Below are 21,203 nucleotides of genomic sequence, written 5' to 3' on the forward strand. Positions count from 1 at the left end.
GACGAGGATGCCATGACCCTCGGGATCATCGGGGTCGGGAAGATCAGCGAGCAGTACTTCGCGGCGTTCGAGAGCCTGCCGGGCGTGCGGCTCGTGGCGGTCGCCGACCTCGACCTCGACCGCGCGCGCACGGTCGCCGAGGCGCAGGGCGTGGACGCGCTGAGCGTCGACGACCTCATCGCCGACCCGCGGATCGACACCGTGCTGAACCTCACGATCCCGGCCGCCCACGCCGAGGTCGACCTCCGCGTGCTCGAGGCGGGCAAGCACGTCTACGGCGAGAAGCCGCTCGCGCTCAGCCCCGCGGAGGCCGAGCCGATCCTGCGCTTGGCCGAGGAGAAGGGGCTGCGTGTGGGATCCGCGCCGGACACCGTGCTGGGCACCGGGATCCAGACGGCCCGCGCCGTGCTCGACGCGGGCACGATCGGGGAGCCCGTCGCCGCGAACGCCTTCTGGGGTGCGCCCGGGCACGAGCTCTGGCACCCCGCCCCGGCCTTCTACTACCAGCCGGGCGCTGGCCCGCTCTTCGACATGGGGCCGTACTACCTCACGGCCCTCGTGACGCTGCTCGGGCCGATCACGCGCGTGCAGGGGGCGTCGCTGCGCTCCGACCGCGTGCGCTCGGCGGCGTCCGACCCGGAGTCGCGCGAGATCCCCGTGACCGTCGACACCCACGTGAGCGCCGTGCTCACGCATGCGTCGGGCGCCGTCTCGACCGTCACGATGAGCTTCGACGTCTGGGCCACGCGGATCCCGAACATCGAGGTGTACGGCACCGCCGGCACGCTCTCGGTGCCGGACCCCAACCACTTCTCCGGGCCTGTGCAGGTCGCGACGTCCGCTGACCGTGAGTGGGCGGACGTCGAGCCGAGCGCCGGCTTCGTCGACGCGGGCCGCGGCTGCGGCCTCGCGGAGATGGCAGACGCGATCCGACGCGGGGTCCCGCACCGGGCGTCCGGCGAGCTCGCGTTCCACGTGCTCGAGGTCATGGACGCGATCCTCGACCCCGGCGCGACGGGCGAGATCCGGAGCACCGTGGGGCGTCCGGAGGCCGTTCCGCTGGGGCAGCCGGGACGCTCGGGGGACTGATCGGAGGGCGTCCGCGAACAGGTAGTGGGCAGCCTTCCACAACCCCGCCATCGGATCGTTCCTGGGAGCCGCGGACTACTAGCCTGACGCCGTGACCCGCCACTTCTCGCAGTTCCTCTTCGCGCCGTACGGCGACGGGGAGGGGCTGCGCGCGGTGGAGCCGGATGCGTCCGACGAGCAGCTCCTCGGCGCGGAGGCGCGCGAGGCGGATGCGGACGACGAGCCGAGGGAACGGGAGGCGGACGTCACCGACCCCTCGGTATGGCCTCGGCTGACAGCCGTCGAGTGGCCGCTCACTCACCGGCCGTTCGACGACGACGAGCCGGAGATCGCGGACGGCCACTTCGCTCCCGCGGACGAGGATCCGGACGCCGAGGCGCAGGAGGAGGCGGCGGCGCACGCCGCCCGGGCCGCGCTCCTCGCCGAGGTCTACGGCTGGCCGCACCGCGCCATCTGACCCCACCGGGTGCGGTCGCGGATCGCGGCCCGGCTCCGGCTACGCGCCGGCCAGCACCGCCCAGGAGTGCCCGGGGACGCGTCCGTCGCCGGCGACGTCGCCCGCCTCGCGACCGTCCGCCGAGCCCACGATCTCCACGGGCTCGTCCCCGATGTTGAGCACGAGACGCAGCGCGTCCGGCGAGCCGGGTGCCACGCCGCCGGCCGCGCCCGTGCCCGACGGCCGCAGCGTGATGGTGAGCGCGGTGTTGGTGAGGCCGGATGTCTCCATCCGCGCGTCGACCAGCCAGGCGTGCCGCCGGCGGAGGCCGACGAGCTCCTGGTGCAGGCTGCGGATCCGGGCGGCGTGCTCGTCGTCGCGCAGGTCGTCGGGCGAGGCCGGGTATTCGGGGCGCACGGCGTCGTCGCCGCCCGCGCGGTCCTCCTTCACGCCGGTGAGGCCCCGCTCGTCGCCCGCGTAGATCGAGGGGATGCCGGGGAGCAGCAGGAGGAGGGCGATCGCGTGGCCGAGGTGGCGGGGATCCACCGCGGAGGCGATGCGGGTCACGTCGTGGTTGCCGACGAAGGTCTGCGGCGTGAAGGACGGCAGCAGCTCCGCGTGCCGGGTGAGCGTCCAGTCGAGCTCGAACAGGTTCCCCTCGGCGATGGAGTTGCGGACGGACTTCCACAGCTCGTAGGCGGTGATCGAGTCGATGGTCGACTCCGCCTGGTAGCCGACGTAGTCGCCGTGGATCATCTCGCCGACGAACCACGCGTCGGGGTGCCGCTCGCGGACGCGCGGGAGGACCGCGGCCCAGAACGTCGCGGGGACGGCGTAGGCGGCGTCGAGGCGCCAGCCGGAGATGCCGCGGTCGAGCCAGTGGATCATCACCTCGGCCACGTGCGCGCGCACGGCCTCGGAGTCGTGGTCGAGCGTGACGAGCGCGCCGTGGCCCTCGAAGCCGACGGGCTCGCCGGCGTCGTCCCAGCGGAACCAGGACGCGGCCTCGGATCCGGGGCCGTCGGACAGCGCCTGCGCGAAGCGCGGGTGGCTGCGGCCGACGTGGTTGAAGACGCCGTCGAGGAGCACGCGCACGCCGCGCGCGGAGGCGTCGGCGAGGAGGGCGTCGAGGTCGGCGTCGTCGCCGAGGCGCGGGTCGAGCGTCAAGTGGTCGCGGGTGTCGTAGCCGTGGGTCTCCGAGTCGAAGACCGGGCCGAGCAGCAGGCCGTTGGCGCCGAGGTCGACGAGGTACGGGAGCCACGCGCGGAGGCGGTCGATGCGGTGGGCGGGCGGCGCATCGGGATGCGCGGGGGATCCGCCGTCGGGTCCGGCGAGGTCGTCGCGGGTCTGCGGCGCGCCCGTGAAGCCGAGCGGGTAGACGTGCCACCAGACGACGTGGTCGGTCCAGGATGCCAAGGGTCGCTCCTCGCGGTTCGGGTCGATCAAGCCTAATGAGCGGGGGTCGAGGCGTCCGTCGGCCGGGCTCCGTCGGACAGCGCGAGGGGCGCGGCGGGCGGTCGGCGGCGCGGATTCGCGGGGCGGCCCCGCAGCATGTAGTCTGTCTCCCGGCCTGATCGCCGCTCGCGGAGATCATCGCCGCAGGACTGCGCCCGTAGCTCAACGGATAGAGCATCTGACTACGGATCAGAAGGTTGGGGGTTCGAATCCCTCCGGGCGCACAGCACCTCCGGGTGCATCTCTCTGGTTGAGACAGAATGCCGAACGGCCCGCCACTGGCGGGCCGTTCGCGTATCCGGGGCAGGGAGCGGATCCGGCCCCCTCAGCGCGTCGTCGCGAGCGGCTCCACCACGCGGTTCTCGTACGCCCAGATGGTGGCGTGCAGTCGGTCGCGCACGCCGAGCTTGTCGAGCGTGCGGCTGACGTGGGTCTTCACGGTGGTGGGCGCGAGGAACAGCCGGCCGGCGATCTCCGCGTTAGACAGGCCGCGGGCGACGAGCACGAGGATCTCCCGCTCGCGTGCCGTCAGCCGGGCGAGGTCCGCGTCCATCCCGTGCGCCGCGTGGCCGTGGTCGACGAGGGCGCTCACGGGGTCGGCTCCGGGGTGGGCGAGGGTGACGGCGTGCCCTCCTCCTCCTGAGCGGATCCGGGCGTCGCGGTCGCGTACGGGGTCGGGGTCGGCGTGGAGGTCGAGCCCTTCGTCGCGGGTAGCGGAAGCGCCTTCGCGAAAGGAGGCCTGCCGGAGCCCATGTCCTCGACGCTGAGGTGCCCCATCCGCCCGGCGTCGCGGAGCGAGAGCGGGAAGGCGTTCCACGCTCCGGTGCTCGGCTCGAGCGGTTCGCCCGTGGTGCTGTCCACCTCCGCGAGCGCGGGCGGCACGACGGTCAGCGGCTCCCCGTCCTGGTCGAAGAGCTGCACCCGGTCGAGGAGGTTCCCCTCGGCGTCGTACGCGAAGACGTTGCTGATGCGCTTGCCGTCGAGGGTGAGCTCCTGGGGCACGGAGGGGCTGCTCGTCGACGACGAGTAGTCGACGTACGTGCTCTCGCCGGAGCGGTCGATCGAGACCGGGATGAGCACGACGAGCGCGAGGGCGGTGACGACGCTCACGGCCGTGCGGAGGCTCCGGAGAGGCCGCGTCGGGACCCACCGATCACGACCCCATTGGACGCTGACCACGAGGAGCAGGAGCAGGAGCAGCCAGCGCATGGATCCGTACGGGAGCACCAGGAAACGGCTGTAGATGCCGAGGAACGCTGCGAGCACCACCAGCACCACCTGGTACCCCGCCCACGCCCGCAGCAGCCACCACACCGGGCGGAAGACGATGAGCAGGTCGAGGATCGCGGAGAGCTCGCGGTTGGCGCGGATCCGCGCGTGGACCTCACGCCCCCGCTCGCGGACGGTCTCCCTCAGCTGCGCCAGGGGCGAGGTCGAGGCGGCCGTGACCGCCCGCTCCGGCAGCCCCGCCGAGCTGCGCAGCTCGTCGGCGTAGCGCACGGGGTCGCCGAGCTCGAGGATGCCGTCGTGATCCGCGGCCTCCTCCTGCAGGTCGGCCTCGAGGCCGCCCGTGAGGTCGTCGACGTCCTCGGGATCGAGGTCGGCGAGCCGGGCGCGCACGGCGGCCGCGAAGGTCCGGATGCGGGTGTCGAGGGTGGGATCTGCGGTGTTCACGGCTTCTCTCCGATCGTGCGGACGTTCACGGATGCGGGCACGGGGCCCTCGCCGGTGACGCCGGCCTTCCTGCTGCGGTGGGTCGGCGCCGGGGCCGGCTCGCCGAGGAGCCCGCTCATCGCCGTCGCGAACGCCGCCCAGGTGGCGCGCTGGCCGGCGAGCAGCTCGCGGCCCTCCGGGTTGATCGCGTAGTACTTCCGGTGCGGTCCGCCCTCGGACGGCACCACGTAGCTCGACAGGGCGCCGGCCGCGTAGAGGCGGCGGAGCGTGCCGTAGACGGAGGCGTCGCCCACGTCGCCGAGTCCGGCGTCGCGCAGGCGCCGGACGATGTCGTAGCCGTACCCGTCGTCGTGCTGCACGACGGCGAGCACCGCGGTGTCGAGCGCGCCCTTGAGGAGCTGCGTGGTGTCCATCAGTCGATCTCTCTCATGCGTCGCACAGTATCACGCAGTGCGCGGTACCTCGGAGTGCCGTGCAGGGTGGCGCGCTGCGCCGGGTGCGATGAGCGGGCGCGCCGACCCTCGTGCTCGCGCCGGGCCCGGTGCTACCGTCGGGCATGCCCATCGTCCTGGAGGTCCTCGGCCGCGTGCTCGCCCTCGTGGGCGACGTCGTGCTGGGCGGCGCGGGCGTCACGCCCGCGATCCTCCTCGCGGCCCTCCTCGGCGCCGCCTCCGTGGCCGCCGCGATCGCGCTCGTGCGCATCGCCGCCGCGCGCGGGCTCATCGGATCCGCCGCGCCGCCGCTCGGCCCGGACGAGGACGTCGACCTCCCGGTGCTCGTCTCCTCGAGCGACCCGGACGCGGACGGGCACGAGCGCTCCCGGGCACCGGGCCGCCGGATGCAGGTCGTCGTGCCTGCGCCGCTCCCGGCCGCCTGACCGCGGCCAGCAGAGGTCCGCCGCCGCCACCTCGCGGCACGGATCCAGCGCGCGCCCGCATGCGACGACCAGACGGACCCCCTCCGCTCTCGTCGCAAGGAACCCCGTGGACCCCACATCGATCGCCCCCGTCCGAGCCGTGCTCGACGGACTGTCCCAGCTCGTCGTCGGCCTCGCCGACCTGATCCATCCGCTCGCCGGCGCCTCCGCGACCGGCGTCGCCGTCATCCTCCTGACCCTCGGCGTGCGGGCCCTGCTCGTGCCGGTCGGCGTCGCGCAGGTGCGCGCCGAGATCCAGCGCCGCCGGATCGCCCCCGCGCTCGCCGAGCTCCGTCGCCGTCACGCAGGCAAGCCCGAGCGGCTGGCCCGCGCGACGCAGGAGCTGTACGCGAGAGAGGGCGCGTCGCCGCTCGCCGGCTGCCTGCCGACGCTCGCGCAGGCGCCCGTGCTCGCCGCCGTCTACGCCCTGTTCGCCCACGCGCGGATCGGCGGAGAGGCCAACGCGCTGCTGGCGGCGCCGTTCGCGGGGATCCCGCTGGGGTCGAGCGCGCTGTCGGCGGCGGCCATGGGCGTCACGCCGCTCGTCGTCGCGGTCGTCGTGCTCGGGCTGCTCGCCGTGGTGATCGAGGTCCGCCGCCGCGCCGACCTCCGGTTCCAGGGGCCGCCCGCACCCGTCGACCCGGCGCTCCCCGGCATGGCCGGCATGACCGCGATGATGCGGGTGCTGCCGTTCGTCACGGTCGTCTTCGCCGGGATCGCCCCGCTCGCCGCGGCCCTGTACCTGCTGTCGAGCGCCGTGTGGACGCTCCTCGAGCGCGCGACTCTGCGGCGCCTGCTCGGCCGTGCGCCCTCCCGTGGGACGGCCGCCGCATGATCCAGCCGACCGTCCCGGCGCAGCCCGTCTGCGAGGATCGAGGCACACCGAGCCGGGAGCCGCCATGACCTCCACCCCCGCGGGCGCCGTCGCCCTGCCGCCCACCCGCGTGACCTACCCGGCGGGATCCGTCGCCTCCGAGGGCCAGGTGCTCCGCGTAGACGACCTCGCCGACGGCACGCGCGCCGTCGTGCTCGACGCGACCGCGTGCCACCCCGTCGACGCTGCCTGGCCCGACCAGCCCGCCGACCGCGCTGTGCTGCGGGTGCGCGGCGCCGGGATCGAGGTGCTCGACTGCGTCGTCGGCGCGGCGTCGACGGATCCCGCGGAGTACGCGACGCTCCACGTCGGCGCCGACGTCCCGGTCAAGAAGGGCGCGGACGGCTGGTCGTTCGTCGCCGTCCACGTCGTGCCGGGCGATGCCGACGTCCGCGTGGGCGACGCCGTCGAGGTCCTGGTGGATCCCGCGCACCGTCGCGCCCTGAGCGCCGGCCACACGGGCTGCCACCTCGCCTCGCTGGCCCTCGATCGCGCGCTCGCCGAGGCCTGGACCAAGGACGTGCCGACGGACGCGCTCGGAGCCCCCGGGTTCGACGCGCTCGCGATCGGCACCTCGCGCATCGGGCCGTGGTCGTCCGTCGACACGTACCGCCTCGGCAAGTCGCTCCGGAAGAAGGGCTTCGTGCCTGCCGCCCTCGTCGAGCGCCTCGACGAGGTGCGCGACGCGGTCGACGCCACGCTCGCCGGCTGGGTCGCCTCGGGCGCCGCCGCGCGGATCGAGCGCGAGGGCGACCTGCTCACCTCGCGCCGCTCCTGGGTGTGCGAGCTGCCGGGCGGCACCGCGCGGATCCCCTGCGGCGGCACGCACCTCGCGGGCCTCGAGGTCGAGGAGGCCGACGGCGCCGTCGTGGTGCGGATGCGGACCACCTGCGTCCCGGCCTGACACCCCCGGGCGGGGGACTCCGGTATCCCCGCACCTCCCACGTCGGGTAGCGTGGACAAGCGCCGTCCGGCCGACCGGCATCCTCGGTCCGGCGACGGCGCGGCGATGGAAAGTGGTATCGAACGTGGCAGCAACCCCCGCGACGAAGTGCTCGGTCTGCGGCAAGGCGAACCCCGTCGGCATGGCCACGGGCAACATCCTCGACCACGGACGGAACCACGAGCGCTGCCCTGGTTCTGGCAAGCCGCCGGCCGTGTCGACCAAGCCCGCCTCGGCGGCCGCGAAGTCGGGCACCGCCCCGTCGCGGAAGCCCGCGAGCGACGCCGCCAAGCGCGAGCCCAGCCGCAAGACCACGCCGGCCAAGGCCGCCGGCCCCACGCGCGGCGTCACCGTGCGCCGCGTCGAGGTCGACACCGAGCGCCTGCGCCTCCGCGAGGAGAAGCTCGAGCGGATCCGCGTGCAGCGCGAGGAGGCGGCCCGCCGTCGCCTCGGCGACTACATCGTGCCGCTCGACGCCGACGGACAGGAGGCCCCCGAGGCCGAAATCACCCTGGAGACCATGGACGACGAGGCGCAGGCGACCGTCGAGCCCGGTGCGTCCACCGAGTCCGACGTCGCGACCGCCGACGCCGCCGAGGGCCGACCCTCCGCCTAGCGCGTAGCGTGGCGCTCATGACAGAGCAGTCCACCGACCAGCCCACCACGTACCTCGGCCGCACCGGCGTGGAGGTCTCGCGCCTCTGCCTCGGCACCATGATGTTCGGCGCCTGGGGCGAGACCGACCACGAGAAGTCCATCCGCGTGATCCACCGCGCCATCGACGCCGGGATCACCTTCATCGACACCGCCGACATCTACGCGTACGGCGAGTCGGAGGAGATCGTCGGCAAGGCGATCGCGCAGTCCGGCCGCCGCGACGACCTGATCCTCGCCACGAAGTTCTTCAACGGCATGAAGCCGGAGGCCAACTTCCGCGGAGGCTCGCGCCGCTGGATCGTGCGGGCCGTCGAGGATTCCCTGCGCCGCCTCGGCACCGACCACATCGACCTGTACCAGATGCACCGGCCGGACGAGCACACGGACATCGAGGAGACCCTCGGCGCTCTCACCGACCTCGTGCGCGCCGGCAAGGTGCGCTACATCGGCTCGTCCACGTTCCAGCCGAGCCAGGTCGTCGAGGCCCAGTGGGTCGCACGCGAGCGCGGCACCGCGAGGTTCGTCACGGAGCAGCCGCCGTACTCGATGCTCACCCGCGGCATCGAGGCCGACCTGCTCCCCACCACCCAGCGCCACGGAATGGGCACGCTCGTCTGGAGCCCGCTCGCCGGCGGCTGGCTCTCCGGCAAGTACCGCAAGGGCCAGGACATCCCGAAGACGCACCGCAACGACCGCGACCCGTCGCGCTACGACCCGTCCGACCCGAAGTTCGAGGCCGCGGACGCGCTGGGCGCCCTCGCCGACGAGCTCGGCGTGCCGCTCGTGCACCTCGCGCTCGCCTTCGTGCTGCGCCACCCCGCGGTGTCCAGCGCGATCATCGGCCCGCGCACCATGGAGCAGCTCGAGTCGCAGCTGGATGCCGCGAACCTGGAGCTCGACGCCACCACGCTCGACCGCATCGACGAGATCGTGCCGCCCGGCATCAACGTGAACCCGGCCGACACGGGCTTCGCGAACTACTGGCTGGATCCCGCCAAGCGCCGCCGCTGACCCGGCCGCTACGCGGGGCGGGGCGGGCGCCGATCCGCGGAGCGCCCGCTCCCGGTCGGCGCCGATCCTCTCCCCGTAGGCTCGGTGCATGAGCCGCCGCACCCGGGAGCCCGTGTACGGGACCGCCGTCGCCATGGGCCGCGCGCTCTTCGGAGCCCTCCGCCTCCGCCTCGTCGCCGACGGCCGCGACCGCATCCCGGACACCGGCGGCGCGGTCATCGCCATGACCCACTTCGGCTACCTCGAGTTCGCGCTCGTCGAGTGGGCGACCTGGCTGCACGGCCGGCGCCGGATCCGCTTCATGGCGAAGAAGGGCGCGTTCGACCAGCCCGGGGTCGGCTGGGTCCTGCGCCGCATGCGCCACATCGAGGTCGACATGACCGCCGGTGCGACCGCATACGCCGACGCCGTCGCCGCTCTGCGCGCGGGCGAGCTCATCGGCGTCTTCCCGGAGGCCGGCGTGAGCGCGTCCTTCCGCGTACGGGAGCTGAAGACCGGCGCGGCCCGGCTCGCGGCGGAGGCCGGCGTCCCGATCGTGCCCGTCGCCGTGTGGGGCGGGCACCGCCTCCTCACGAAGAACCACCGCATCCGCATGCGCGACCGCATCGGGGTGCCCGTGCACCTGCGCGTGGGCGAGCGGATCCCCGTGACGCCGGACGCGGATCCGCGCGAGGTCACCGACGCCCTGCGCGTCGAGCTGCAGGAGCTGGTCGACGAGCTGCAGTCCGCCTACCCGGTGGACGGTCGCGGCGCATGGTGGCAGCCGAGGCACCTGGGCGGCACGGCGCCGACGCCCGAGGAGGCCGCCGCGGCCGACGCGGAGCGCGACGCGCGGCGTCGCGCGGAGGGGCGCTGACACGAGGGCCGTCGACTCGGGGGACCGCCGGGGGAATGAGATCGGCCCGGGCCTTCGAGGCCCGGGCCGATCTGCGCACGTGAACGTCTGTTACCCGCAGACGAACCGGCTGGTGCGGTACCGCTCACCCGAAGAGCCGTACCGGATGACTACACGGTAGCCGCGCATGCTGGGGTTCTCCCCGCAGGCGCGGGAATGTACCCCGTATTGGGGGGAAGCGCTTGTGTCCGTCATTTGGGGGACCCGCTACAGTTGCGGGCCCCTTCGGAGGCTCGGGCGGCCGGACGGCGTCGGTCGGACCGACTCGGGTCAGACCGGCTCGGCCAGCGGGGAGCGCTCGAGCCCGGGGGCGGGCGGCGCCGTGGGGTCGGCGTCCACGGCGCGGATCCGGTTGCCGGCGTCGACGTGCACCACGCGGGGCTCGAGCGCGCGGGCCTCCTCGGTCGTCATCTGGCCGTACGCGATGAGGATCACCACGTCGCCGACGTCCACGAGGTGCGCGGCCGCGCCGTTGATCCCGAGCACGCCGCTGCCGCGCTCGCCCGCGATCGTGTAGGTGTCGAGCCGGGCGCCGTTGGTCACGTCGACGATGCTGACGCGCTCGCCCACGAGGATGTCCGCGGCGTCGAGCAGGTCGCGGTCGACCGTGACGGAGCCGACGTAGTGCAGGTCGGCGTGCGTCACCGTGGCGCGGTGGATCTTCGCGGTCATCATGGTGCGCAGCATGCGTGCTCCTCGGCGGGCGGGTCCGTGCGCGCGGAGGCGGAGCACGACGATCGCGCAGGCGATCACGACAGCCCAACGCGCGGCGGCCCGCGGATGTTCCGGCGGGTGCCGGATCCTCGGCGCGAGGCCCCCGGGCGAGTGTACGAGACGCAGGCGGGCTATGCGCTCCCGCCGGGGCGGGCCACTCTGGGGGGACGGGGACCCGACCCGCAGACCGCACGGAGGCACCAGTGGCACGACGAGACACGGCCGACACGATCGAGGACCGACCCGACGAGGACGACGCGCGCAAGCCCGACTCCCCGACCGACATCGAGAAGCCCTCCTGGAAGTACGTCCTCCGGAAGACCATGCGCGAGTTCGGATCCGACCAGTGCACCGACATCGCCGCATCGCTCACGTACTACGCGGTGCTGTCGCTCTTCCCGGCGCTCATCGCGATCATCTCGCTGCTCGGGGTGTTCGGGCAGGGGCAGCAGACGGTGACGGCGGTCCTCGACCTGCTGCGCGGCTTCGCCCCCGCGGACGCCCTCGCGCTGATCGAGCCGATCCTCACCGGCTTCGTCGAGTCGCCCGCCGCCGGCTTCGCCCTCGTCTCCGGCATCGTGCTCGCGATCTGGTCGGCCTCCGGCTACGTCGGCGCCTTCACCCGGGCGATGAACCGCATCTACGAGATCCCCGAGGGCCGTCCGTTCCTGAAGCTCAAGCCCATGCAGCTCGCCGTCACGGTCATCGGCATCGTGATCCTGCTCGTGTGCGCGCTCATCATCGCGATCTCGGGACCCGTCACCGACGCCATCGGCACCGCGCTCGGCCTCGGCCCGACCGTGCAGATCGTCTGGTCCATCGCCAAGTGGCCCGTGCTCGCCTTCGCGATCGTGCTGCTCATCGCGATCCTCTACTACGCGACCCCGAACGCGAAGCAGCCGAAGTTCCGCTGGATGAGCGTGGGCGCCGCCATCGCGCTCGTCGTGCTGGTCGTCGCGAGCGTCGGCTTCGCCTTCTACGTCACCGAGTTCTCCAGCTACGCGAAGAGCTACGGGGCGCTCGCGGGCGTCGTGGTGTTCCTGCTGTGGCTGTGGATCGCGAACCTCGCGCTGCTGTTCGGCGCCGAGTTCGACGCCGAGCTCGAGCGCGGACGCCAGCTGCAGGCCGGCATCGCCGCCGAGGAGACGCTCCAGCTCCCGCCGCGCGACACCGCCGTGAGCGACAAGAAGGCCGCGGCGGAGCGCGAGGACGTCAAGCGTGGCCGCGGGATCCGCGAGCGCCACGAGCGCGCCGAGCGCCTCGGACGCGGGGACGCGGACCACGGCGCCTGATCCGCGTGGCGGGCCCGCACGTCGCGCGCGCGGGCCCGCCCGTCACCGGTCCTTGATCTCGTCGTAGGCCGCCAGGGCGCGCTGCCGGGACTCCTTCAGGTCGACGATCGGCGCCGGGTACGCCGCGAGCCCGCCGTCGTCCGCGTCGGCCGCGTCGTCCTCCGCGCTCGCGACGAGGTCGCCCATCGCCTTCCACGGCTCGTGCACGACGTCCCGGGGCGCGTGCGCCAGCTCGGGCACGTACGAGCGGATGTACTCGCCAGACGGGTCGAACTTCTGCCCCTGCAGCACCGGGTTGAACACCCGGAAGTAGGGGGCGGCGTCGGCGCCGGATCCCGCGACCCACTGCCAGCTCGCCGCGTTGTTCGCCGCGTCCGCGTCGACGAGCGTGTCCCAGAACCACTGCTCGCCGTGGCGCCAGTCGATCAGCAGGTTCTTGATGAGGAACGACGCCACGACCATCCGCACGCGGTTGTGCAGGTGCCCGTCCTTCCAGAGCGCCCGCATGCCGGCGTCGACGAGCGGCACGCCAGTCTCGCCGCGCTGCCACGCGCCGAGCGTCTCGTCGGTCGGCTCGTCCCACGGGAACGCGTCGAAGCGCGGCACGAAGTTGCGGGTCGCGAGATCCGGCTGGTGGTAGAGCAGGTGGTAGCTGAACTCGCGCCAGCCCAGCTCGGAGAGGAACTTGGTGGCGTTGACCTCGTCGCCGCCCACCTTCTTCCCGCGCGTGCGCTGGACCCGGTGCCACACCTGGAACGGGCTCACCTCGCCCCAGCGCAGGTACGCCGACAGTCGCGACGTGGTCATCGCCGCGGGCTCGTCGCGCTGGGCGGCGTAGTCCTCGAGCTCGTGGTGGACGAAGTCCTCGAGGCGCTGCAGGCCGGCTGCCTCGCCGGGATCGCACGACTCGCGGAGGCCGGCCGCCCAGTCGGGCTTCGTCGGCAGCAGCCCCCAGCCGTCGAGGTCGTCCGAGCGGGGTGCCTCCCGCGGCGCGTCGAGTTCCTTCGGCGCGGGCAGCGGCTTCCGCGGCTCCTCCCGCTCCTGCGCGGCCTTCCAGAACGGGGTGTACACGCGGAACGGCTCGCCCTGCTTGTTCGTCACCGTCCACGGCTCGACGAGCAGCGATCCCTGGAAGCTGCGGACGTCGAGCCCCCGGTCGCCGAGGTCCTTCTTGATGGCGGTGTCGACCGCGATCTCGGCCCCGCCGTAGCGCCGGTTCCACAGCACCGCGCCTGCGCCGACCTCCCGCACGAGGTCGTCGACGACGCCGACGGCCTTCCCGCGGCGCAGCACGAGCGGCGAGCCGAGCTCCCGCAGCGACTCCCCGAGGCGCGACAGGCTCATGTGCAGCCACCAGCGCGCGGCGCCGCCGAGCGGCCGGATCCCGTCGCTCTCCTCGTCGAGCACGTAGAGCACGACGACGGGCTCGCCCCGCTCGACGGCCGCGTGCAGCGCGGGATTGTCTGCCACGCGGAGGTCGTCGCGCAGCCAGACGATGCTCGGGCCGTGCGCCTCCTCGGCGCCCTCCCTGTCCGCGGATCCGTGGTCGGGGGCGTCGTCGTCGCTCATGGATCGAGCCTAGGACGGCGCCACGTGGGCGACCGGAGCGAGGTCGCTTCGCGCACGGCGCCCGGCGGCACGTAATATCGCACATGGCAGTGCGCGTCCGTCCGGGTCCGACCGCCCACCCGAGACCCGCCGTCGTCGAGAGGCCCATGGACAACCAGAGCACGCCCCTGCCCCCGCCCGAGCACCCCGGGCGGTCGTCGCGCGACGCCGTCTCGGCGGTCGTGGTGGCGGGCGACGCGGGATCCACCATCGCGGCCACGCTGACGTCGATCCTCGGTCAGACCCTGCCGCCGGCTCGCGTGGTCGTCGTGGTCGCCGGCAGCCGCGACGACACCTTCGCCGTGGCGCGGACCTTCAACGGACGCCACGCGCACTTCCTCGCCGGCGCGGGTCCCGCTGCCACGACGGTCACGGTCATCGACCGCGGCCCGCGCGAGAGCTCGCTCCGGTCCGTCTACGGCTTCGCCCTCCGGCTGGTCGGCGACGCGGGGCGTGTGCTGCTCGTCTCGCCCGATGCCGAGCTGAACCCCGACGTGCTCGAGCTCCTCGCCGCCGCCCTCGAGCGGGATCCGGACGCCTCCTCCGTGTCCGCCAGCCTCGATCCGCGCCCGAGCGGATCCCACGGCCCCCTCGCGGGTGCGCTCCAGCTCCTGCAGCGCCACTGGGCCATGGGCGCCGTCGAGACCGGCACCGACCTCGGCCTCACCGGCCCGGTCCCGCTCGCTCCGGCCACGCTCCTGCGGCTCCCGGCGGCTGACGCGCCGTCCTCGTCGGCCGCCTCGCCGGAGGGGATCCTCACGGGTCTCCTGGCCGGGGACGACCGCTCGGCCCTCGTCCCCGGCGCGCGCGCCCGGGTCGACACCGCCGTCACCTGGGGGATGATGCGCGAGCGACGCGACCGGTGGGGAGCGCACGTCGCCCGGCTCGCGCGCGGCGGCTCGCCCGCCGACGTCGGCGACCGGCGTCGTGCCCGCCTGGCGTCCCTGCGCATCGAGGTCGGGCCCGTCCTCCGGTTCGTGGCCTACGCCCTGGTGGCGCTGTACCTGGCCGCCGCGGGGATGCAGGGGATGCTGGAGCCCGCGTGGTGGTGGGCCGTCCCCGTCGTGGTGCGGCTCCCCCTGCACATCCGCACCCTCCGCCGGATACGCGAGCGCACCGCAGCCGACGTCCTCTTCGGCGCGACGTTCCTCCCGCTCGAGGCAGCGGAGGCCGCGTACGGCGTCTCCCGCATCCGCGACGGCCTGCACCGGCTCGCTCACCGCGGCCGCCGGCGCGGACCCGCAGCGGCCGAGACGGTGCCGCCCTTCTCCCGGGTGGACGCCATCGCCGCAGCAGCGGTGGCCCTGGTCGTCGTCGGCGTGCTCGTCGTCGCCGAGGTCGGTGGTCCCGCAGCGGCCGGCCTCACCACGATGGTCGGCTGGGCCGCGTGCGTCGTGACCGCCGCCGACCTCGTGATGGCGCTGCTGCGTCTGCTCGTCGCCCACGGCGGGCCGTTCGCCCGTCCGAGCGCGGCGGGTGGATCCGCGGCCTAGGCCTCGGCGACGCTCCCGCGCAGCTTGTCGGTGAGCGCGCGCAGCGTGTTCAGCTCGTCCGGCGTGAGCGCGCCGCCGACGGTCGAGGCGATGGACTCCATGTGCACGCGCGCGACCGCGCGGAAGGCCGCGTCGCCGGCATCGGTGAGCCGCACGATCGTGGCCCGCCCGTCGCTCTCGTCGCCGCACTTGACGACGAGGCCGCGCGCGACGAGGCGGTCGATGAGGCGGCTCACGCTGGGCTGCGTGAGGAGGACGTGCTGGTTGAGGTCGCGCAGGCGGAGGCGGCCCTCGGGCTGGCGCGAGATGTTGAACAGCACGTCGTACTCGTTGAACGAGAGGTCGCGGCTGGGGAACTCGGCGGTGAGGCGGCGCATGACGCTGACCTGCGCCCGGAACAGCGACTCCCAGGCCCGCACGGCGTCCGCTGTCTCGCCCACCAGGCCTCCTCGTCCGGTGCGCATCACGATGACGGTCGGGCGCACTCTGTGGTGGCGAGTCTACTGAGCGGCGCCCCGGGGAACGGCCGCGTCGGAACGGCGCCGGACATGACTGAGGGCCGACCCCAGAGGCATGGGGCCGGCCCTCTCCCTTGCACCAGGAGTGTCCTGCAATCACATTCCGTCTCCACCGCCACAGCAAACGGTGGGGACGAGAAGACTGTATAACGATCCCGTAACGCCCCGCTACCTAGAACCGGCCCGATGTGCTGGGAGATCGCCGACAGCTCCGCAAGGACGGGCTGAGCGCCCGCGGTCGCCTCAGAACAGGTCGGGCGACTGCGTGCTGGCGTGGTGGACGGCGACGTCCGCGTGCCGGTCGAACCGGTACCCGGCGCCCCGCACCGTGCGGACGATCTCCTCGTAGCGGCCGAGCTTGGAGCGCAGCCGGCGGACGTGCACGTCGATGGTGCGCTCGTTCGGCACGTCGTCCCCGTCCGCGGCGGACCACAGCGAGGCGATGAGCTCGGATCGCTCGATGGTGCGTCCTTCGCGGAGCACCAGGTACTGCAGGAGCTCGAACTCCTTGTAGGTGAGCGGGGCGGTCTCGCCGTCGAGGACGACGCGCTTGCGGGACAGGTCGACCGTCACGCCGCCGTCGACGCGCTCGTCGTCCTCGGGCTGCTCGCGGTGCTGGGCGACGGCAGCGGGATCCTGCAGGGCGAGCCGGACCACGTCGATGTCGCGTCCGCCCGCGCCCTCGGGGGCGAGGGCGACGGCGGCGTGGGTCTCGACGCCGGGGGCGAGCTCCGACGCCAGGCGCTTGAGCGCGGCGACTACGGTGCCGAGGTCGGTGCCTGCGGCCGCGGCCTTCAGCTCGTCGAGGCCGACGTAGATGGCGAAGCCGCGCGCCTCGGTGCCCTCGGGCACGGCGCGGAGGCGGGCCGGGCGCGCGGGTGCGGCGGTCGGAGCGGGAGCGGTGGAGGTCGTGGCCGGAGCCGGGACGGCCTGCGGCCGGCGGAGCGACGGGGCGAGGGGGGCGGCCGCCCGGAGCACGGGCGCGGCGGGAGCGGATCGGAGGGAGGTGCGGGCGGGGTCGATGGTCGCGAGCGACATGGCGGAGTCCTTGTGATGATGCGGGTGCGGCGCAGCTGGAGTGCGCGGGACCTCAGGGGAGTGCGAGACGCCTCAGGGGCGGATGCGCCGGTGACGGCGGGGAGGGTCGGCGACGGACGCGTCGCGGGACCGCTCAGGCGAAGGCGGCGGGTCAGGCCGACATTCGACAGCACATCGCGACACGGCCGGGCATCATCATGCCGGCGACTCCCGAGGCCTCGGAGGAGGTCAGGACGTGCGCGTTCAGAGTCATGGGGAGAGCCTGCACGGTTCCGTGCGCCCGTGTCAACAGGAGGAGCCGGAATCGTGCGGGACGCGCAGGAATCGTGCGTGCGCGGACGGCGGCGCCCGTCCCCGGGGGAGACGGGCGCCGCGGGGGCGAGGGCCGCGGGTCAGTGGGCGGCGGTGCCGTACAGGCGGTCGCCCGCGTCGCCGAGGCCCGGGATGATGTAGCCCACCTCGTCGAGCCTCTCGTCGAGCGCGCCCAGCACGATGGTCACCTCGCGGCCAGCGGTCGCCTCCTCGACGGCCTTGAGGCCCTCGGGCGCGGCGATGAGGCAGATGCACGTGACGTCGACGGCGCCGCGGTCGAAGAGGTACTCGATGGCGGCGATGAGGGATCCGCCCGTCGCGAGCATCGGGTCCACCACGAAGCACTGCCGGTTGGACAGGTCGGTGGGGAGGCGCTCGGCGTAGATGTCCGGCTGCAGCGTCTCCTCGTTGCGCACCATGCCGAGGAAGCCGACCTCGGCGCTGGGCATGAGGCGCATGAGGCCGTCGAGCATGCCGAGGCCCGCGCGGAGGATGGGGACCACGAGCGGCTTGGGGTCGCTGAGGGTGAGGCCCTGGGCGGGCGCGACCGGGGTCTGCACCGTGATGGTCTCGACCCGGACGTCGCGCGTGGCCTCGTAGGCGAGCAGGGTGACGAGCTCGTCGGCCAGGCTGCGGAAGACGGGGGAGGGGGTCGTACGGTCCCGCAGCGCCGTCAGCTTGTGCGTGATGAGCGGGTGGTCGGCTACGTGGACTCGCATAGGCTCCATTCAATCAGCAAGGGGGTACGCGATTGGACCTCCACGTGCCCGGCGACGTCGATCGCTGGATGGCCGTGGCGCTCGACGAGGCCCGGGCCTGCGCGGCCACCGGCGACGTGCCCGTGGGGGCGATCGTCGTGGACGCCGCGGGGATCGTCATCGGGCGCGGGCGCAACCTCCGGGAGGCCCGTCAGGATCCCACCGCGCACGCGGAGGTGGAGGCGCTCCGCGAGGCCGCAGCGACCACCGGCGATCGGCACCTCGTGGGCACGACGCTCGTCGTCACGCTCGAGCCGTGCGTCATGTGCGCGGGCGCGATCCTCGCGGCGCGGGTGCCGCGCGTGGTCTTCGGCGCGTGGGACGAGAAGGCGGGCGCGGCCGGATCCCTCTACGACGTGCTGCGCGACCGACGGCTGCCGCACCGCGCGGAGGTGTTCGCCGGCGTGCGGGCAGCCGAGTGCGCGGGGCTCCTCGACGCGTTCTTCGCGGATCGGCGGGCTCTTGGCTGAGCCGGAGTCGCCGCGACCCGCGTGATCAGCCGTCGAGGGGCCTCAACCGTGGTGGTGGCGTCCGCAGTACTTGTGGGGGATGCAGCGGGGGACGAGGATCGCGGAACCCGCTGGATCGACCGATGCCGTGTGCACCGCCGCTCCGGTCGCCGAGGGGCTCGTCGACGTGCCGGGTGTCGCCGCCTGCGCGCCGGTGGAGGTGGCGAGGGCCAGGCCCAGGGCGAGTGCCGTCGCTGCTGCTGTCTTGGTGGCGTGCATCATCGATGATGTGCTCGGCTGGGAGCGCCGCGGGGGCCGCGGCATGCGGGCCTCGGTGACCCGTCCGGCGGCGATGGTGGCCGTCCGAGGCGGGGCGGCGTCGGCGCCGTGCACACCGCGCGGTCGAGCCGCCGCCCGCCGCGCACGCCGGATCAGCGCGTCGCGACCCGCACGTCGGGCTCGAGGTAGATGACGCGGGCGACCGGCACGGCCTCGCGCACGCGGCGCTCGATCGCGTCGATGCCCGCGGCCACGTCGCCGAGCGAGCTGGTGGCGGGCATGGCGATCTTTGCGGCGACGAGGAGCTCATCCGGGCCGAGGTAGAGCGTCTTCATGTGGATGATCGACTCGGCCTCGTGGCCCGCGGTGATCGCCGCGCGGATGGCGGCGAGGTCGGGCTTCGAGGCGCCCTCGCCGACGAGGAGGCTGCTCATCTCGACCCCCAGGATCACGGCGACCGCCACCAGCAGCACGCCGATGAGCAGGGTGCCGATGCCGTCGTAGATGCCGTCGCCCGTGACGATCGACGCGGTCACGCCGAGGAGCGCGAACACGAGGCCGGAGAGGGCGGCGGTGTCCTCGAGCAGCAGGACGGGGAGCTCGGGGCTCTTCGCGCGGCGCACGAACTGCACCCACGTCTGCGTGCCGCGGAGCGGGTTCGACTCCTTGATCGCCGTGCGGAGCGAGAACGACTCGAGGCCGATCGCGATGAGCAGCACGACGATCGGGAGCCACGGCACGTCGAGCGGCTCCGGGTGCTCGATCTTGTGGATGCCCTCGTACAGCGAGTACACGCCGCCGACCGAGAACAGGATGATCGAGACGATGAAGGCGTAGACGTAGCGCACGCGCCCGTAGCCGAAGGGGTGCTCCTCGTCCGCGACGCGCTTGGCGCGCTTGCCGCCGATGAGCAGCAGGATCTGGTTGCCCGAGTCCGCGAGCGAGTGGACGCCCTCGGCGAGCATCGAGGAGGAGCCCGAGAAGAACGCGGCGATGAACTTCGTGATCGCGATGCCGACGTTGGCGGCGAGGGCGGCGAGGATCGCCTTGCTGCCGTGGGATTCGCTCAAGGCCTGTCCTCCTCGACCGGCGAGGCGGCTCGGGCCGCCCGGGCGCGCGTGCCCCGGTCGCCTCAGCCTAGCCACGCGTCCGTCGCCGCCGACCACCCGACCGCGCGGCGCCCGGTCCCTAGGATCGGTGCATGCCCGACGCCTCCCGCCCCGCCCCGTCCGCTCCCGCCGAGGCCGTCCTTCTCCCATCGCTCGCGATGCTCGGCACCGGATCCATGAACGGCGCAATCCTCGGCGGCCTGCTGCAGCCGGGGGTCGAGGTCGACGGCGACGTGCGCGTGACCACGCGGTCGGCCGCCAGCGCGGCGACGCTCGGCGAGCGGGACGGCGTCACCGCGTCGAGCGTCGAGGAGGACGCCGACGCGAACCGGCGCGCGGTCCGCGGCGCGCGCGTCGTGATCGTGGGCGTGAAGCCGCACATGGTGCCGGACCTGCTGCGCGAGATCGCCGACGACCTGGATCCCGGTGCGCTCGTGATCAGCGTCGCCGCCGGCGTGACGATCGCGACCTTCGAGTCGCTGCTGCCGGAGAGCGTGGCCGTGCTGCGCTCGATGCCGAACACGCCGTCGCTCGTCGGCCGCGGGGTCACCGGGCTCGCCGCGGGAACGCGCTCGACGCCCGAGCACCTGGCGCTCGCCCGGGCGGTGTTCGCCACGGTCGGCGACGTCGTGGAGGTGCCGGAGGAGAGGATCGACGCGCTCAGCACGATCTCCGGATCCGGTCCCGCCTACGTCTTCCTGCTCATCGAGGAGCTGACCCGCACGGCCGAGGCGAAGGGCTTCAGCCCGGACGAGGCGCGCGTGCTCGTGCAGGGCACGTTCCGCGGCGCCGTCGAGCTGCTCGCCGCCTCGGACGACGAGCCCGCGGAGCTGCGCCGCCGGGTCACGAGCCCCAAGGGCACGACCGAGCGGGCCGTCCAGGTGCTGCAGGCGGCGGATCTGTCGGGGCTCTTCGACCGCGCGACCGACGCCGCGCTAGCCCGAGCCCGCGAGCTCGCGGCCGGCTGAGCCCTCCGGGGCCGCACACGCCCGCGCCCGCGCCCGCGGATCAGGACAGCGAGGCGAACCGCTCGATGTCGGCCGAGGTGCCCGACACGATGATGAGGTCGTGGTTCGACACCAGCGTCTCCGAGGTGGCGTACGTGAAGGGCTTCCCCGGCGTCTTCACGCCGACCACCGTGATCCGGTGCTTCCTCCGCACCGCCGACTCGAGCAGCGTCATCCCGCGGATGGGCTTCGGCGGGTACATCTTCGCGAGCACGAAGTCGTCGTCGAACTCGATGAAGTCGAGCATCCGTCCGGACACGAGGTGCGCGACGCGCTCGCCGGCCTCCGCCTCCGGGTAGATGACGTGGTTCGCGCCGATGCGCTCGAGGATCTTGCCGTGCGACTGGCTGATGGCCTTCGCCCAGATCTGCGGGATCTTGAGGTCCACCAGGTTCGCCGTGATGAGCACGCTCGCCTCGATGGACGACCCCACCGCGACGACCGCGATCGAGAAGTCCTTGGCGCCCAGCTGCTGCAGCGCCTCGATGTTCCGCGCGTCGGCCTGCACCGCGTGGGTCACCCGGTCGGACCACTTCTGCACGAGGCCCTCGCTCGCGTCGATCGCGAGCACCTCGCGGTCGAGCCGCGCGAGCTGCCCGGCGGTCGCGGCGCCGAAGCGGCCGAGCCCGATGACGAGCACGGGGGCGTTGTGGGGGATGCGTTCGCCCATGAGGGG

23 protein-coding genes and 1 tRNA gene are annotated in these 21,203 nt (G+C 73.7%); 13 read left to right on the forward strand and 11 right to left on the reverse strand.

Features of this window, described 5'->3' with window-relative positions:
* The first annotated feature begins 12 nt into the window (after window positions 1–12).
* Together NL142_RS02505 and NL142_RS02510 are read left to right on the forward strand one after the other, a co-directional pair.
* The gene (locus NL142_RS02505) at window positions 13–1,089 is read left to right on the forward strand and encodes a Gfo/Idh/MocA family protein (RefSeq protein WP_435080839.1); all 1,077 of its coding nucleotides are present in this window, start codon (window positions 13–15) and stop codon (window positions 1,087–1,089) included.
* A 91-nt stretch (window positions 1,090–1,180) separates the two neighbouring features.
* Window positions 1,181–1,546 (forward strand): hypothetical protein, encoded by a 366-nt coding sequence (locus tag NL142_RS02510; protein ID WP_435080840.1) that lies wholly within the window; start codon window positions 1,181–1,183, stop codon window positions 1,544–1,546.
* Window positions 1,547–1,585: 39 nt separating this feature from the next.
* Here NL142_RS02510 and NL142_RS02515 read toward each other — a convergent pair whose 3' ends face one another.
* A complete protein-coding gene (locus NL142_RS02515) occupies window positions 1,586–2,941 on the reverse strand; it encodes an alpha-amylase family protein (protein ID WP_435080841.1) in 1,356 nt (451 codons plus the stop codon).
* Between the two features lie 190 nt (window positions 2,942–3,131).
* Here NL142_RS02515 and NL142_RS02520 point away from each other — a divergent pair.
* A tRNA-Arg gene (locus NL142_RS02520) sits at window positions 3,132–3,204 on the forward strand.
* A 101-nt stretch (window positions 3,205–3,305) separates the two neighbouring features.
* On the opposite strand, the gene NL142_RS02525 is transcribed toward NL142_RS02520, so the two are convergent.
* Genes NL142_RS02525 through NL142_RS02535 form a run of 3 tightly spaced genes read right to left on the reverse strand, consistent with a single transcriptional unit; the run spans window position 3,306 to window position 5,067 of the window.
* Window positions 3,306–3,572, reverse strand: coding sequence for a response regulator transcription factor (locus tag NL142_RS02525; protein WP_374978585.1), 267 nt, complete (start codon window positions 3,570–3,572; stop codon window positions 3,306–3,308).
* The gene (locus NL142_RS02530) at window positions 3,569–4,654 is read right to left on the reverse strand and encodes a hypothetical protein (RefSeq protein ID WP_435080842.1); all 1,086 of its coding nucleotides are present in this window, start codon (window positions 4,652–4,654) and stop codon (window positions 3,569–3,571) included. The genes NL142_RS02525 and NL142_RS02530 overlap by 4 nt, the downstream gene beginning before the upstream one ends.
* Entirely contained in the window at window positions 4,651–5,067 is a 417-nt protein-coding gene (locus NL142_RS02535; RefSeq protein ID WP_194683510.1) for a PadR family transcriptional regulator, read from the reverse strand. The genes NL142_RS02530 and NL142_RS02535 overlap by 4 nt, the downstream gene beginning before the upstream one ends.
* A 143-nt stretch (window positions 5,068–5,210) precedes the next feature.
* Between NL142_RS02535 and NL142_RS02540 the strand changes: the two genes are divergently transcribed.
* From NL142_RS02540 to NL142_RS02565, 6 genes are all read left to right on the forward strand, one after another.
* The gene (locus NL142_RS02540; RefSeq protein ID WP_435080843.1) at window positions 5,211–5,531 is read left to right on the forward strand and encodes a DUF6412 domain-containing protein; all 321 of its coding nucleotides are present in this window, start codon (window positions 5,211–5,213) and stop codon (window positions 5,529–5,531) included.
* Window positions 5,532–5,637: 106 nt separating this feature from the next.
* A complete protein-coding gene (locus tag NL142_RS02545) occupies window positions 5,638–6,405 on the forward strand; it encodes a YidC/Oxa1 family membrane protein insertase (RefSeq protein ID WP_435080844.1) in 768 nt (255 codons plus the stop codon).
* Between the two features lie 64 nt (window positions 6,406–6,469).
* The gene (locus tag NL142_RS02550) at window positions 6,470–7,348 is read left to right on the forward strand and encodes a metal-dependent hydrolase (protein ID WP_435080845.1); all 879 of its coding nucleotides are present in this window, start codon (window positions 6,470–6,472) and stop codon (window positions 7,346–7,348) included.
* Between the two features lie 124 nt (window positions 7,349–7,472).
* Window positions 7,473–8,003: a hydophilic protein gene (locus NL142_RS02555; protein WP_308726706.1), complete on the forward strand. Its 531-nt coding sequence runs from the start codon at window positions 7,473–7,475 to the stop codon at window positions 8,001–8,003.
* Window positions 8,004–8,020: 17 nt separating this feature from the next.
* On the forward strand, window positions 8,021–9,055 hold the full coding sequence (locus NL142_RS02560; protein ID WP_435080846.1) for an aldo/keto reductase: 1,035 nt from the start codon (window positions 8,021–8,023) through the stop codon (window positions 9,053–9,055).
* A gap of 88 nt (window positions 9,056–9,143) precedes the next feature.
* Complete coding sequence (locus NL142_RS02565; protein ID WP_435080847.1) at window positions 9,144–9,911, forward strand: lysophospholipid acyltransferase family protein; 768 nt, start codon at window positions 9,144–9,146, stop codon at window positions 9,909–9,911.
* Window positions 9,912–10,220: 309 nt separating this feature from the next.
* Here NL142_RS02565 and panD read toward each other — a convergent pair whose 3' ends face one another.
* The gene (gene panD / locus NL142_RS02570; protein WP_079533642.1) at window positions 10,221–10,637 is read right to left on the reverse strand and encodes an aspartate 1-decarboxylase; all 417 of its coding nucleotides are present in this window, start codon (window positions 10,635–10,637) and stop codon (window positions 10,221–10,223) included.
* Between the two features lie 230 nt (window positions 10,638–10,867).
* On the opposite strand from panD, the gene NL142_RS02575 reads away from it, so the two are divergent.
* On the forward strand, window positions 10,868–11,956 hold the full coding sequence (locus tag NL142_RS02575) for a YihY/virulence factor BrkB family protein (protein ID WP_435080848.1): 1,089 nt from the start codon (window positions 10,868–10,870) through the stop codon (window positions 11,954–11,956).
* 42 nt (window positions 11,957–11,998) lie between these two features.
* Here the strand turns inward: NL142_RS02575 and NL142_RS02580 are convergent, their stop codons facing one another.
* Window positions 11,999–13,525: a cryptochrome/photolyase family protein gene (locus tag NL142_RS02580; RefSeq protein ID WP_435080849.1), complete on the reverse strand. Its 1,527-nt coding sequence runs from the start codon at window positions 13,523–13,525 to the stop codon at window positions 11,999–12,001.
* 146 nt (window positions 13,526–13,671) lie between these two features.
* On the opposite strand from NL142_RS02580, the gene NL142_RS02585 reads away from it, so the two are divergent.
* The gene (locus NL142_RS02585) at window positions 13,672–15,057 is read left to right on the forward strand and encodes a glycosyltransferase (protein WP_435080850.1); all 1,386 of its coding nucleotides are present in this window, start codon (window positions 13,672–13,674) and stop codon (window positions 15,055–15,057) included.
* On the opposite strand, the gene NL142_RS02590 is transcribed toward NL142_RS02585, so the two are convergent.
* From NL142_RS02590 to upp, 3 genes are all read right to left on the reverse strand, one after another.
* Window positions 15,054–15,521, reverse strand: a complete 468-nt coding sequence (locus tag NL142_RS02590; protein ID WP_194683500.1) for a MarR family winged helix-turn-helix transcriptional regulator — start codon at window positions 15,519–15,521, stop codon at window positions 15,054–15,056. The two genes, NL142_RS02585 and NL142_RS02590, sit on opposite strands and share 4 nt — an antisense overlap.
* Window positions 15,522–15,818: 297 nt before the next feature.
* Window positions 15,819–16,613, reverse strand: a complete 795-nt coding sequence (locus tag NL142_RS02595) for a winged helix-turn-helix domain-containing protein (RefSeq protein WP_435080851.1) — start codon at window positions 16,611–16,613, stop codon at window positions 15,819–15,821.
* A gap of 392 nt (window positions 16,614–17,005) precedes the next feature.
* Window positions 17,006–17,644, reverse strand: a complete 639-nt coding sequence (gene upp / locus NL142_RS02600) for a uracil phosphoribosyltransferase (RefSeq protein WP_119381825.1) — start codon at window positions 17,642–17,644, stop codon at window positions 17,006–17,008.
* 68 nt (window positions 17,645–17,712) lie between these two features.
* Here upp and NL142_RS02605 point away from each other — a divergent pair, with 68 nt between their 5' ends.
* Entirely contained in the window at window positions 17,713–18,153 is a 441-nt protein-coding gene (locus NL142_RS02605; protein ID WP_435081623.1) for a nucleoside deaminase, read from the forward strand.
* A 410-nt stretch (window positions 18,154–18,563) separates the two neighbouring features.
* On the opposite strand, the gene NL142_RS02610 is transcribed toward NL142_RS02605, so the two are convergent.
* The gene (locus NL142_RS02610) at window positions 18,564–19,481 is read right to left on the reverse strand and encodes a cation diffusion facilitator family transporter (protein ID WP_435080852.1); all 918 of its coding nucleotides are present in this window, start codon (window positions 19,479–19,481) and stop codon (window positions 18,564–18,566) included.
* A 131-nt stretch (window positions 19,482–19,612) separates the two neighbouring features.
* On the opposite strand from NL142_RS02610, the gene proC reads away from it, so the two are divergent.
* Window positions 19,613–20,488 carry a pyrroline-5-carboxylate reductase gene (gene proC, locus NL142_RS02615; RefSeq protein ID WP_435080853.1) on the forward strand — a complete coding sequence of 292 codons (876 nt, stop codon included), beginning with the start codon at window positions 19,613–19,615 and terminating at the stop codon, window positions 20,486–20,488.
* Window positions 20,489–20,528: 40 nt separating this feature from the next.
* Here proC and NL142_RS02620 read toward each other — a convergent pair whose 3' ends face one another.
* On the reverse strand, window positions 20,529–21,197 hold the full coding sequence (locus NL142_RS02620) for a potassium channel family protein (RefSeq protein ID WP_011931765.1): 669 nt from the start codon (window positions 21,195–21,197) through the stop codon (window positions 20,529–20,531).
* Between the last annotated feature and the right edge of the window lie 6 nt (window positions 21,198–21,203).

Origin of the sequence: Clavibacter quasicaliforniensis, from assembly GCF_051201715.1 — a bacterium.
In the GTDB taxonomy this organism is placed as follows: domain Bacteria; phylum Actinomycetota; class Actinomycetes; order Actinomycetales; family Microbacteriaceae; genus Clavibacter; species Clavibacter seminis.